This window comes from Geobacillus sp. PLS 41, assembly GCF_056494105.1.
Genome location: NZ_CM151395.1, coordinates 1,719,027 through 1,732,264 on the forward strand (window position 1 = coordinate 1,719,027; position 13,238 = coordinate 1,732,264).

The 13,238-nt window shown below is 44.5% G+C and carries 13 protein-coding genes and 2 pseudogenes; 10 read left to right on the top strand and 5 right to left on the bottom strand.

The window, feature by feature from the left end:
* Positions 1 to 54 precede the first annotated feature (54 nt).
* A complete protein-coding gene (istB, locus tag ACVX3G_RS08540) occupies positions 55 to 810 on the bottom strand; it encodes an IS21-like element IS5376 family helper ATPase IstB (RefSeq protein ID WP_014195837.1) in 756 nt (251 codons plus the stop codon).
* On the bottom strand, positions 807 to 2,009 hold the full coding sequence (gene istA / locus ACVX3G_RS08545; RefSeq protein ID WP_014195836.1) for an IS21-like element IS5376 family transposase: 1,203 nt from the start codon (positions 2,007 to 2,009) through the stop codon (positions 807 to 809). The genes istB and istA overlap by 4 nt, the downstream gene beginning before the upstream one ends.
* 94 nt (positions 2,010 to 2,103) lie before the next feature.
* Here istA and ACVX3G_RS08550 point away from each other — a divergent pair.
* The 4 genes and pseudogenes from ACVX3G_RS08550 to ACVX3G_RS08565 form a co-directional block, all read left to right on the top strand.
* A pseudogene (locus ACVX3G_RS08550) lies at positions 2,104 to 2,286 on the top strand (GNAT family N-acetyltransferase); the annotation flags it as partial.
* Positions 2,287 to 2,452: 166 nt separating this feature from the next.
* A complete protein-coding gene (locus ACVX3G_RS08555; RefSeq protein ID WP_033845382.1) occupies positions 2,453 to 3,052 on the top strand; it encodes a GNAT family N-acetyltransferase in 600 nt (199 codons plus the stop codon).
* Between the two features lie 91 nt (positions 3,053 to 3,143).
* Positions 3,144 to 3,869, top strand: coding sequence for an MOSC domain-containing protein (locus tag ACVX3G_RS08560; RefSeq protein ID WP_014196311.1), 726 nt, complete (start codon positions 3,144 to 3,146; stop codon positions 3,867 to 3,869).
* 253 nt (positions 3,870 to 4,122) lie between these two features.
* Positions 4,123 to 4,731 (top strand): transglutaminase-like domain-containing protein, encoded by a 609-nt coding sequence (locus ACVX3G_RS08565; protein WP_014196310.1) that lies wholly within the window; start codon positions 4,123 to 4,125, stop codon positions 4,729 to 4,731.
* Positions 4,732 to 5,309: 578 nt separating this feature from the next.
* On the opposite strand, the gene ACVX3G_RS08570 is transcribed toward ACVX3G_RS08565, so the two are convergent.
* A complete protein-coding gene (locus ACVX3G_RS08570; RefSeq protein WP_014196309.1) occupies positions 5,310 to 6,188 on the bottom strand; it encodes an IS982 family transposase in 879 nt (292 codons plus the stop codon).
* A gap of 506 nt (positions 6,189 to 6,694) precedes the next feature.
* Here ACVX3G_RS08570 and ACVX3G_RS08575 point away from each other — a divergent pair.
* From ACVX3G_RS08575 to ACVX3G_RS08585, 3 genes and pseudogenes are all read left to right on the top strand, one after another.
* Positions 6,695 to 6,958, top strand: coding sequence for a hypothetical protein (locus ACVX3G_RS08575; protein ID WP_033845386.1), 264 nt, complete (start codon positions 6,695 to 6,697; stop codon positions 6,956 to 6,958).
* Between the two features lie 315 nt (positions 6,959 to 7,273).
* On the top strand, positions 7,274 to 7,750 hold the full coding sequence (locus tag ACVX3G_RS08580; RefSeq protein ID WP_014196308.1) for a GNAT family N-acetyltransferase: 477 nt from the start codon (positions 7,274 to 7,276) through the stop codon (positions 7,748 to 7,750).
* 456 nt (positions 7,751 to 8,206) lie between these two features.
* Positions 8,207 to 8,509: pseudogene (locus ACVX3G_RS08585) on the top strand (sporulation initiation factor Spo0A C-terminal domain-containing protein); the annotation flags it as partial.
* 151 nt (positions 8,510 to 8,660) lie between these two features.
* Here the strand turns inward: ACVX3G_RS08585 and ACVX3G_RS08590 are convergent.
* Positions 8,661 to 8,813: a YycC family protein gene (locus ACVX3G_RS08590; protein WP_011231868.1), complete on the bottom strand. Its 153-nt coding sequence runs from the start codon at positions 8,811 to 8,813 to the stop codon at positions 8,661 to 8,663.
* A gap of 109 nt (positions 8,814 to 8,922) precedes the next feature.
* Between ACVX3G_RS08590 and ACVX3G_RS08595 the strand changes: the two genes are divergently transcribed.
* Entirely contained in the window at positions 8,923 to 9,651 is a 729-nt protein-coding gene (locus ACVX3G_RS08595) for a glycerophosphodiester phosphodiesterase (protein WP_011231867.1), read from the top strand.
* A gap of 75 nt (positions 9,652 to 9,726) precedes the next feature.
* Here ACVX3G_RS08595 and ACVX3G_RS08600 read toward each other — a convergent pair whose 3' ends face one another.
* Positions 9,727 to 9,975: a DUF2627 domain-containing protein gene (locus tag ACVX3G_RS08600; RefSeq protein ID WP_011231866.1), complete on the bottom strand. Its 249-nt coding sequence runs from the start codon at positions 9,973 to 9,975 to the stop codon at positions 9,727 to 9,729.
* Between the two features lie 139 nt (positions 9,976 to 10,114).
* Here ACVX3G_RS08600 and ACVX3G_RS08605 point away from each other — a divergent pair, with 139 nt between their 5' ends.
* Complete coding sequence (locus ACVX3G_RS08605) at positions 10,115 to 12,178, top strand: sigma-54 interaction domain-containing protein (protein ID WP_031206533.1); 2,064 nt, start codon at positions 10,115 to 10,117, stop codon at positions 12,176 to 12,178.
* Between the two features lie 140 nt (positions 12,179 to 12,318).
* The gene (yqiS, locus tag ACVX3G_RS08610; protein ID WP_011231864.1) at positions 12,319 to 13,218 is read left to right on the top strand and encodes a phosphate butyryltransferase; all 900 of its coding nucleotides are present in this window, start codon (positions 12,319 to 12,321) and stop codon (positions 13,216 to 13,218) included.
* Positions 13,219 to 13,238: the final 20 nt, after the last annotated feature.

Here is a 13,238-nt window from a genome sequence, read left to right on the forward strand (position 1 = left end):
AAGGCCGATTATTTTTTCCCCAAAATCGCCGGTTTAAAATTCCCCAGAAGGACCTCATTGATCCTTCTGTTTTTCTTGTTGGAGCCTTTTTTCCCGCAATCGATAGCTTTCCCCCTTTAGGTTGAAAATAATAGAATGATGCAGTAATCGATCTAACATCGCTGTCGCAAGAACCGAATCTCCCACGATTTCTCCCCATTCCCCAAAGCTTTTGTTGGAAGTGAGGATAATCGGGGCATGTTCATACCGACGGGCGATGACCTGAAATAAGTAATGAGCGCTGTTCGGGTCCAATTTTAAGTACCCCATTTCATCAATAATGAGAATGGTTGGCTTCACAAACATGCGAAGCTTTTTTTCCAGCTTTCCTTCCTGGTCGGCTTTTCTTAACTGAGTGACCAAATCATGGGCGGTAATAAAATACGTTTTATACCCTCTTGCGATCGCCTCCATTCCAATCGAAATAGCCAGATGCGTCTTTCCAATCCCCGGCGGACCGAGAAAAAGAATATTCTCCTTTCGATCAATAAACGATAAGGTAAGCAGCTCTCGAATCCGACGCTCATCCACGGAAGGAAGTGCGTTAAAATCAAACGTATCGATCGTCTTGCGATATGGCAGTTTGGACAGCTTGATGAGCGTTTGGATCGATCGTTCCTGTTTTTCGACGATTTCTGCCTCTAATAAGCGGAATAAAAACTCCGAATATGGTATATTATGAGTAGCTGCGTATTCTGCCATGGCGGACCATCGTTCCGCCATGACAGGCAAATGGAGTCGGTGGCAATACTCGTGTATTCGTTCTTTCATGAGCTTTCCCCTCGCAGGAATGCGTCATAAACGGACAATGGACGAGTATCCACTTCCACCGAAACAGGCGAAATGGTGGCGGCCATTTCCGTCTGTTTCTTTTTTATTTTTTCGGCGAATGAAATCACTTTTTTCTGTTGGTCCACGTGAGAAATCTCCTCCCCTCGAAAGTACAATCGAATATCTCCATTTAATCGCTCCTTCACCAGAATTTCTTTGCCCGCATACTCCGACGATAAGAGCCATTGTTCCCCTTTGTAAGAGAAACTGCCATCCCAATGCACCTTCCGATAGGAAAGATAGCTCGTATCGTAATCTTTCAACGGAAGAGGCTTGAGTGACTCCTCGGCCCAACGCTCTTGCGGAGAAATACCGGTAGTGGCGTTTGGCTTCCGATTCGCCACTTGATCGAGCCAACGATGGAGAAGGAAATTTAATTCCTCGATGCTTTCAAACGCTGTCCCCACATAGAAGTGATCCATGATATACTGAATGGCTCGTTCGACTTTTCCCTTTGTCTGGGCCCGGTAAGGCCGGCATACTTTTGGAATAAATCCATAGTAACTCGCAAATTCGGAAAATCGTTGATTCCATTTCACCACTCCTTGTTCTCGCCCGTCTGTAACGGTCTTCATATTGTCAAATAACACCTTCTTCGGAACCCCGCCAAAGTACTTGAAGCTCTGAATCAGGCATTCCATTAAGTGTTCCTGATCCTGGCTGGTCGTAAATACCGCGTATTTCATCCGCGAATAGCCTAACGTGGCCACAAATAGCGATAACTTGACTTTTTTCCCTTCGATCACGACCTCCCCAACTTCTTTCCAATCGACTTGCATTTGTTCGCCAGGAAGCGTTTCATAACGAACGGTGTATTTCTTTTTCGCCGTCTCTCGGAAAGGTTTCATATAGTCTTTTAAAATCGTCTTTCCTCCCGTATAGCCCTGTTGTCGAATTTCAAAAAACAACTTTTCGCTATTAAACACCCCATCTTCTAACATTCGTTTTTGAAGATACGGCTTAAATGGATCTAACTTGCTTTTTCTTTGTTTTCGCTTGGATTTGGAAGGAGGATTGGGGGAGTGAATATATTTTCGGACGGTTTTCCGATCGATCCCCAATTCCCTCGCAATATCGGAAATACTCATTCCCCTTTCATACATCTCTTTGATCATAAAAAATTCCCCTCTCGTAATCATGAACCATAGCTCCTCTCGTTGACACTATGGTTCTATTGTAAGTGGGGAATTTTATTCCGGCTATATTGGGGATTTTATCATCGGCTTTAACACGTGCAAGGAATATGCGTTTGATAAATTGGGTTTAAATAAGCTGATCAGTATTATTGATCCAAGAAATGTTCCATCCATTCGTGTGGCAGAGAAGATTGGTTTCATTAAGGAAAAAGAAGTATTTATTTTCGGTAAGAACCATTATATATACTCGGGAGTTAAAAAAGTACCGAAGGGTTATTGAGCGAATGGTGCGATAGTTAAATAAAATATGTACAAAAAAGCTACCTTATCATCATAAGGTGGCTTTTTTTATTTGATCAAAAATCAACAATTAACAATAATAGAGCCTTTTTAGAAAAGGAATAATAGCATGGATTGTTGAATTCTGTAAGATAGGGGGTGGATATATGTTACAAAAGTTGTCGCTGACAGGAAAAAGAATATCTCTGCGGACACCGACGCAGGATGATTTGCCAATTCTATATAATCTGATATATGGTGTGGAGGATCCAGAATGGAAAAAGTATGATGCTCCTTATTATCCGCTTGAATTTTGTACCTTTGAAAAGTTTTCTAAGAGAATGGAAGAAAAAATGAATGTTACGGATGTACCAAGCCAAATGATTATAGAATATCAAGGTCAAATTATAGGTATGGTTAGCTATTATTGGGAGGATAAGCGTACACGATGGCTTGAAATTGGAATCGTCATCTATTCTCCTGAACATTGGAATGGTGGATTTGGAACGGAAGCATTATCTTTATGGATTGACTATCTCTTTGAAAATCTAACCATCGAGAGAGTGGGGCTGACGACTTGGTCTGGAAATCCACGAATGATAAGATGTGCGGAAAAATTGGGAATGCGATTAGAAGGGAGAATGAGAAAATGCCGCTACTATAATGGCGAATACTATGATTCCATCCGAATGGGTATTCTTCGAGAGGAATGGGATGAGTTGAAAAAGAATAATCCCTTATTCAATTCTCATGGAAGAACAAGTTAACTTCTATCATCTGTGGTGTCACGAAGTGATGAATGAGTAGATTTTTTGGATACTTTTGGTAGGTAAAAATTAATTTTAAGGAGAGAATGAAATGTTAATCTGTCATATCAAGGAAATTGTCCGTTACCCTGTGAAATCTTTCAATGGAGAGAGTGTACAAAAAACTAAAGTAATGGAATATGGTTTGTATGGCGACCGTAGTCATGCTTTTTTAGATAAAACAAGACCAGGGAAGTTTTTAACAATAACACAATTCCCAGAAATGGTTCGATATAAAGCAAGATTTGTTGGGGAAGAGTTAATGGAAGAATACCCCAGAGTTGAAATAACGACACCTGAAGGTAAGGTTGTTGATTGGGGGGATGAAGACCTAATTAGAGAAATAGAAAACAAATCGAAACGGAAAGTTTCTCTTGTAAAATATACTCCCTCTTATGTACCTTTAGGGGCAATTGAAGAAGAACACATTCAATTGGTAACGGATGCTTCTTTGCTTAAATTAAAAGAAATATGGGGAAAAGAGGTCAATTATCAACGTTTTCGCCCTAATTTACTTATATCATTAAAAGAGAAAGTCCCATTTATTGAAGAAACGTGGTTTGGCAGAAGGATTAAAATAGGACGAGAAGTGGAGATCCAATTAAAAAGACATTGTGAACGGTGCATGATTATTACTGTTAATCCTGATAATGCAGAACGAGATTCGTCTTTGCTTAAAACTCTTGTACAACAAAGAAATAATCATTTTGGCGTTTATGCTTCTGTTATAAAAACAGGTGAAATTCATGTAGGCGATGAAGTCTTTCTTCTTGAATGATATTTTGCCAAATCACCATCAAACCAAATGTCAACTCTACTAAGCTCCCATGGAAGGACAGAACTTCTTGCATAATCTGTGGTGAAACTCGCTTCATGGTTGGCTAACGGGTACGATACTTCAGAAGGAGTATCGTTTTTCTTGTTGGACTAACGGGCAGTATAGTTGAAGTTACCTAAGTAAACCATTATTGTATTTTTATTTAAATATTTGTATAATTATGTAAAATCATATTTGATAAGGGGGAACTAAAGTGGAACTAATTCCTGAGTCCACTAATTTAATGGATTATCTGGAAGAATTGGATGTTGTAAATTTTTCCCATCATTTAATTCAGAAAAAAATGAATGAATTGTTTCATGAAGGACAGTCAGAAATGGAAAAGGCTAAAATAGCATTTGAATTTGTAAGAGATGAGATTTCTCATTCGTGGGATATACAAAGCACAAGAGTTACATGTAAAGCTTCTGAGGTTCTTTACTATAAAGAAGGAATTTGTTATGCAAAATCAAATTTATTAGCTGCACTACTACGTTCGCAGGGGATACCAACTGGTTTTTGTTATCAACGATTGATGTTGTTTGATACGCCAGAAAAAGGTTATTGTATTCATGCTCTAAATGCAATTTTTCTGAAAACACTTAATAAATGGATTCGATTAGATGCTCGTGGTAATAAAAAGGGAATTGATGCTCAATTTTCAATTGACGAAGAAAAGTTAGCTTTTACTCCTCAAAAAGAATTTGATGAAAGAGATTACCCAATAATTTATGCGAAGCCACATCCAAAAACAATTGCTGTTTTAGAAGAACATACAGATGCATTAGAAATGTATAAAAATCATTTGCCAGAATATTTATAGTTGTTTAAGCTAAAGGTGGCGATAGTTGAACAAGGCATACAAAAAAGACAGATTTATTTCGGTCTTTTTCTGTGGTATAAAAATCAACACTGAAATTTAACAAAGCCGAAGATTTAAAAAGCGTGATAGGTAAAATTTATCTTTCGAAAACTTTTTATTCTTTTCTTATTTAACTATCCCGAAAATTAGTATTTTCATCATTTGCTGGTGCCGTAAGCACGACATGGAGGTCTATCCTGAAAATTTCTCTTTCCAGTATTTTAATAAGGTTATGTAACATAGTTGAACATTCCATTAATTTTACGAACGGTTGGCAATAGTTGAGTGACAAAAAGAAAACGTTTGGTTTTTAAAAAATTATCCAAGCGTCTTTGCTTAGTGTGTGTTCAATCTTATGCTAAATGGTCAATGAAATGATGATTGTTTTATGTTGTTATTTGAGATTTTGTACTTCAAAATCTTTTAGTTAATTATCTCAGTGCAGAAAAATTTATGAATTTTAATAATGCAGAAAAAAGGCAAGAAAAAATTATTGACCAAAAATGAGATAATTTATAACCCGTGGTGCTAGTTGAACGTCAGCGCTCAACCAGCCCTAGTGTGACCAAGGAATAAGCCAACAAGATGCCATCGAGTGCCACTTCAAACCCGGCCATGGAATTCGCTCGAATGTCGGTGATCCGGTATTGGTCTACGAGAATCGAAAACACCGTCTCGATGACTTTGCGTTTTTTCCTGATCCATTCTTCCCATGCCTTGGATGGGCCGTGCTTTTGATTGTGTCGAGACGGTGTCCAGAACGCGGCTTGGTGTTCTTCGTACAGCTTTTCTCGAAGAGCGTGGCTGATGTACCCTTTGTCCCCAAAGTTGTAGGGATGAGGGATTTGAGTCATCACCGTTTCAGCGGCTTTGACGTCGTGGCAGGACGCTTCCGTCACGACATAGCCCATGGCCAGCCCTTGATTGGTCACTTGAAGATGCAGCTTGAAACCGTAGTACCATTGCTTTTTGGAAGCACAATACCCCATATCCGCGATCCCTCGAAACCGCTTGACGCGCTGCATTCTTGCGGGATGGCATAACGGAAGAGGCAAGCTGTCGACGACCGCATAAGCATGGTGTTGGCCACGTTTCGCCAGCTCATGACGGATCCATTTGATGGCGAAACCAAGCGCCCGGCAACGGCGGTTGTATCGGGAGCGTTCAAGAAACGAGCCGTTTGTGAACAAATTTCCCGTGACAAAACGATGCCATGCCCGTTCGGATGTAAAACCGAGCAGCTTTCCTAAAAGATGAATGGCGATGATGACAGCGTCCTCTTGCTTGACCAAATGGCGATTTCGACGGTGAAGATGTACCTGAATGCATGAAAGTTGGGCAGAAACAAAAACGAAAATGGCGGCATATTGCTTTTGCAGTTTGGCTGGATCTGTAGTAAAATGAAAGTGCTCTTGCATGGGGGATCTCTCCTTTCGAATGTTGGGTGACACTTTCATTCTACAGGAGATCCGCCAGCAAGGGCTATTTTTATGCTTGTCTGAGTTTTATCTAGCACCACGGGTAATTTATATAATATCTGCAAACAGCACGAAGGTTCGAGTCGTATTCGGTAATAATGAACCAAAAAATGAGGAAATGAAAGAACCCCTTGTTGCATCTGGGTTTGCTTTAATTGAGAGGAATGCACGGTTTCATAATCGACTCAAAATCGTGTTCCCGTGAGGGAGTGTGGGTTCGACTCCCACCATCGGCACTGAAAATAAGGGAAAAGCCTCTAGGATCAAGGGTTCTCACATTTGTGAGAACCCTTGATTTATTTTTATCGAATACGATTCAAGCAAGAAAAATCGTGTGCGACTAATCGTTATTCGGTGAGGTGGAAGTGAGAAAAATGAGAAATTTTGTTTGCTTCGCTAACGTGACAAGATAGTTAAGACTAATGTTAAGAAAAAGGAAGGTAACGATGAATACTTTCGGAATTGGTGTGATTATGTTAGTAGTAGGTATAGGACTTTTCCCCTTTGGAGTAATGTATTTCAAGCAAAGTTGGAATGAATATAAAAAATTACCATCAAACAAAAAGAAAGTAGCTATTTTTCTTGAAATATTAGACGTATTCTCATTATCATCTTCCCTATCAACGGGGTTAATTTTTATCTCACTCCTACTTATTATTGGAGGTTCTGGATTAATTTTTTTATACCTAACAAGGGCAATGTTTAAATAAGCCATTGCTTCTTTCTTTTATTCAAATATCTTAAAAATTTATGAACCCAAAAAGGCAGCACTCCCATACGAACTCGAAGTATCAGTTTGTAATCGACCTCTGACTTCAGCTGACATATATTTATTCTTCTGATGGTGAAGCATAGATGCGGCATGGTTGTTTCCTGTGGAAGAACGAATGTCCTTCCATCATATGTATTAAAGTTCACTTCATGGTTGGCTAAGGGGCAGGTTAGTTAAAAAAGGAATAACATTAAATTTGCCCTTATGATAGTATTAGTTTAAATAGACTTTTACATAATGAGGGGGGATTAAGATGGAAATCCGTTCAGTGAAAGAGTCAGACTATTATGTCATCTCTCCACTAATCAATGAGTGGTGGGGCGGGAGGCAAATGTATGATAAGTTGCCAAAATTATTTTTCGACCATTTTCAAAATACAAGTTTCATTGCCAAAAAGGATGGAAAAATCGTTGGATTTTTGATCGGTTTTCTATCGCAAACATATCCAGAAGAAGCATATATACACTTTGTTGGGGTGCATCCAGATTATAGAAAAAGTGGTATAGGAAGAAAACTTTACAATGAATTTTTTGATATTGTTAAAAAGAATGGTCGGAATATCGTACGTTGTGTAACTTCACCAGTGAACAAAGTTTCCGTTGCATTTCATACGAAAATGGGATTTGAAATCGAGAAAAACGGAGATAAAGAAGTAGATGGAGTCTCTGTATATACTGATTATGATGGACCAAATCAAGATAGAGTTTTATTTGTAAAGAAGTTAATTTAATTGTGAACTTGTTCAACTCCCGTGGAAGAACAGATTTTCTTCCATGATCTGTGGTGCCATGAAACATGGTAGATGGATGGCTAACGGGAAACGATAGTTGAATAAAGAGTAACCAAAAATTTACATGAATAACATTCAACAACAGTATATGAAGTAGCATAGGGGGAATATATTCAAGCCCTGAGTGGGATAATTGCACATTGTAATACTATCTAATGAGGATGGTGTATAAATAAATATTTCAACCAAAAGATATTGACAAGAATTTTTCATGTTTATTGGAATATAGCTTGTCTCAATATTTATGTAAACATATAATAAAAGTAAACCAACAAATTCTGTGTTTATAACCGATAAATTGCGGTGAGATGGAAAAGTTATATTGGTTAAAATCCGAATATTTTTCTGATTTTATGTTTTAAAATTCGGTTTATATGCAGAATAAGGGCGGCAACAGCGCATATTAAAGGATATTTATATTTACGTGAAGCGATTGCGATGGTATATAACGATATCGAATTGCTCGGATCGATTACGAAAGTGCTTTATCCAGACATTGCGAAAAAATATAACACAACCGCCAGCCGTGTAGAGCGGGCGATCCGCCATGCGATTGAAGTGGCTTGGAGCCGAGGCAACATTGAATCGATTTCTTCCTTATTCGGCTACACCGTCAGCATGTCGAAAGCAAAACCAACGAACTCGGAATTCATCGCCATGGTGGCCGATAAGCTCCGGCTTGAGCATAAAGCATCGTAACGGAAAACGAATGATAGCCAAAGCGGCAAGACGCTCCGCAATCGGGGGCGTCTTTTTTGCCGTTTGGCGGCTTGCTGGAACGAAAAAAGGGGGAACGTGGCTTGCGCCGGTGTGGTGCACAGAGGCGGCTTTACCGCCAAGGGCCAGACGGTTAAGATGGGTCGTTTTCTTTTTCTTTTTTCTCCAATTCCAGCAGCTTGTTCACCAAAATGTGCGGCGGCATATGCATGATCTGCTCGATCGGCACGCCGAGCGCTTTGGCCAGCTTTTGCGCTGTTTCCAGCGAAATTTTCAACGGCTGCATCATCTCCACCTCGTTTGTTCATAGTATTATTTTTAGTATAACGAACGACCGCCGGTTTCGGCCAGCTCGTTGGCTGAACGGCGAATAAATGCGAAAGGAAGAAGGCAGAATGACATTGATTTTTGCCCACCGCGGGGCGGCGGGGACGCACCCGGAAAATACGATGGCGGCGTTTATCGAGGCGGAAAAAGCGGGAGCGGACGGCATTGAATTGGATGTGCAGCTCACAAAAGACGGCGAAGTGGTCGTCATTCATGACGAAACGGTCGACCGGACGACGGACGGCAGCGGCTGGGTGAAAGACATCACGTACCGCGAACTGCGCCGATTGAACGCGGCGGCCATGTGGGACGGCAAACACGGCCATTGTCCGATTCCGCATCTTGAGGAAGTGCTTGCTTGGCTGTCATCAACACGGATGGCGGTCAACATCGAGCTGAAAAATAGCCTCATCGCCTACGAAACGCTTGAGCAAAAAACGATCTCCCTCGTGCGCCGCTATGGGCTTGAGAAGCGGACGATTTTGTCATCGTTCAATCATCATAGCATGCGCCTTTGCCGAACGCTTGCACCGGAAATCGAGACGGCGCTCTTGTACATTGAGCCGCTGTATGCCCCATGGACGTATGTGCGTGCCATGAACGCCGACGGGGTGCATCCGCACTATCGGACGGTGACGGCGGAATTTGCCGCCGAAGCGCGGCGGCGCGGGGTGGCGGTCCGCCCGTTTACGGTAAATAAGCGAAATGTGATGAAAACGATGTTTGCTTATGGCGTTGACGCCGTCTTCACCGACTACCCGCGCCAAGCGAAGCAATGGAAAGAGAAAACGCCTTAACGAGAGACGTTAAGGCATTTTTTGTTTGCCTTGAAATGGATGTTTTCCCAGTGTAATAGGCATCAACGTTCCGGGTCAAGGCGTTTTTCGTTTTCGTTGAAAACGCGCCTGCACTTTGTTGCGTTTCCGGTCGCGGTGCAGCAAAAAACCGCCGAGAAACGCCAGCCCAGCGGCAAACAGCGCGAGCCCGGCGAGAAATTGCAGCCATAAGGCAGAAAACAGCGGCCCGTTGATGCCAAACAACGCATCGCGCATCCATTTGATGCCAAGCGCCGCTCCAAGCCCGGGAATGACTAAAATCAACAGCGCAATCATTCGCCCCATCGCGATCGCGTTCCTTTCCGAAAAGAGTAGCCTTATCGACTATCATAGCGGTTATTGGGCGTTTGTCAAGGAAAGAGCAAATCAAGTATGATAAAAGTGTCTGCAAAAATTGGCATACTATAAAGTGTGGTGAATGGACATGAAAAAAGTGATGATCATTGGGGCTGACTCGCGCGGAATGTCGCTTTTGAAGCTGCTTCACGGGGCGTCGGGATTTGACGTTGTGGCGGTTGTTGACGTCGATGAACAAGCTCCGGGGGTGCAACTGGCGCAAAAATGGGGCATCGCTGCTGCGAGCGACTGGCGTCCATGGATGGCCGAGCCGCTTGATTTGATCATTGAAACGACGGGCAGGGCGGATGTCCTTGAGGAAATCCGTCGATTGGCGCCAGAGGGAGCCAATATTGTCCCAAGTGCAGTCGCGCAGATGATGGCCGAGCTCGTTGAAGAAAAAGAAGCGCTCATCGCCAAATTGAAAAGCGAAGCGGCTCGGCGCGCGCTCATCTTTCATTCGTCCCACGATGGCATGATTGTCGTTGATGAATATGGTTACATTACCGATATGAATCAAAGCGCGGCGGAGCTGCTTGAAGTCGATAAAGACAAAGTGATCGGCAAGCATATTTTGACCGTTCTGCCGTCAAGCGGCTTGCCGCGCGTGCTCGAAACGAGGCAGACGGAGTTTCATCAAGAAGTGGAGCTGGCCAATGGAAAAAAATTGATCACCACCCGCATCCCGATCATCGATGACAATGGCAAACTGTTTGGGGCGCTCGCGGTATTCAAGGACATCACCGAGCTTGTCGCTTTGGCGGAAGAAATCACCGACTTAAAAGAAGTCCGCATGATGCTCGAAGCGATCATCTATTCGTCGGAAGAGGCGATTTCCGTCGTCGATGAAAATGGGAACGGTATTTTGATCAACCCGGCGTATACACGGCTCACCGGTTTGACAGAGGAAGACGTCATCGGCAAACCGGCGACCGCCGACATCGCCGAAGGGGAAAGCATGCATATGCAAGTATTGAAAACGCGCCGCCCGGTGCGCGGAGCGCGCATGAAAGTCGGCCCGAAAAACCGGGATGTCATCGTCAATGTTGCGCCGATTATTGTTGATGGCGTATTGAAAGGGAGCGTCGGCGTCATTCATGATGTGTCAGAAATTCAGCGGCTGACGACTGAGCTCAATCGGGCGCGGCAAATCATCCGCACGCTCGAGGCGAAATATTCGTTTGCCGACATCGTCGGCGAGTCGGAAGAGATGAAGGTTGCCATCGAGCAGGCGAAGCTGGCGGCGAAAACACCGGCGACGATTTTGCTGCGGGGGGAATCAGGGACGGGCAAGGAGCTGTTCGCCCACGCCATTCACAACGCGAGCGACCGAAAGTATAACAAGTTTATCCGCGTCAACTGCGCGGCCATTCCGGAAACATTATTGGAAAGCGAACTGTTTGGCTATGAGGAAGGAGCGTTTTCCGGCGCGCGGCGCGGAGGCAAGCGAGGGCTGTTTGAAGAAGCAAACAACGGAAGCATTTTCCTTGACGAAATCGGCGAACTGTCGGCCAGCACGCAGGCGAAGCTGCTCCGCGTCTTGCAGGAGCGGGAGATCGTCCGCGTCGGCGGGACGAAGCCGATCCCGATCAACGTCCGCGTCATCGCCGCCACGAACGTCAACCTTGAAAAAGCGATTGCCGAAGGCGCCTTTCGCGAAGACTTATACTATCGGCTCAATCGGATGCCGATTTATATTCCGCCGCTGCGTGCCCGCAAGGAAGACATTCCAGCTCTTTGCCGGCGTTTGATCCAGAAACTGAACCAAGATTACGGGCGCAACGTCGAAGGTGTCACGGATGAAGCGATGGCGAAGCTTCTTGCCTATGATTGGCCGGGAAATGTCCGCGAGCTCGAAAATGTGCTCGGGCGGGCGATGATTTTCATGAAATTTCATGAAGTGATGATCGATGCGACGCATTTGCCGCCGCTCGCTTCGCCTTCGTCAGTGCCGGCTCATCGAGTGGAAACGGAAGAGGAGATTCGGCCGCTTGAGGAAATGGTGAGCCGATACGAAGCGAGCTTGATTGAGCAGGCGCTTCGCCGCCATCGCGGCAATAAAACAGCGGCGGCCCGGGCGCTTGGCATTTCGGTGCGCAATTTATATTACAAGCTGGAGAAATACGGGCTTGACAAAAATATCATGCAATAATTTGCGCGGAGTGAAGAATATTGCACATATCTGTTTGCGAAGGTAGTGTGTTTTAAAGCGCTTTCAGTCATTTTTGGTTGGCACAGTTTTTGCATAAAAAGACTGTGCCGCACGATTTGCAGAAAAGGTTGGTGCAGATGATGAAGCTTGAATCGTTAGTGCAAGAAGCAAGACAATGCCAGGACCGGACGGTGGCCGTGGCGGCGGCGGAAGATGAAGAAGTGATTGAAGCGGTGGCGATGGCGCTCGAACACCGTCTCGGACGCTTTGTGCTTTATGGCGATCGGGAGCGGCTCGGACGGCTGTTGAAGGAAAAAGGATGCGCCCGCTTTTCCGACGTCGATGTCGTTCATGCGAATTCGATCGGGCAAGCCGCAGAGCTTGCCGTGCGCGCCGTCCATTTGAACGAGGCGGATGCGTTGATGAAAGGGCATGTGCCGACGGCAACGCTGCTGAAAGCGGTCTTGAACAAGGAGTATGGGTTGCGCGCTGGGAAGGTGTTGTCCCATGTCGCTGTTTTTGAGGTGCCGGAGTTTGAACGATTTGTCATCGTCACCGACGCGGCGATGAACATCGCTCCGGATTTGGAGCAAAAGGTGCAAATTGTCAACAACGCCGTCAGCATCGCGCGCTCCATCGGCATCGAGCGCCCGAAAGTCGCGGCGCTGGCGGCGGTGGAGACGGTCAATCCGGCCATGCCGGCAACACTTGATGCAGCGGCGCTCGCAATGATGCAAAAGCGGGGGCAAATCGAACATTGCCTTGTTGACGGACCGCTTGCGTTGGACAACGCGGTGTCGCTGGCGGCGGCGAAGCATAAGCGGATTGAAAGCGAAGTGGCTGGACAGGCTGATATTTTGCTTGTGCCGGACATTGAATCCGGCAACATGCTGTATAAGTCGCTCGTCTATTTTGCGAACGCACGCGTCGGCGCAGTCATCGCTGGGGCGAAGGCGCCGATCGTGTTGACGTCGCGCGCCGACTCGGCGGAAAGCAAACTGTATTCGTTGGCGCTTGCTATTTGTTCGGCAGCAAAATGAAATAGATGAAGGAGGCCATC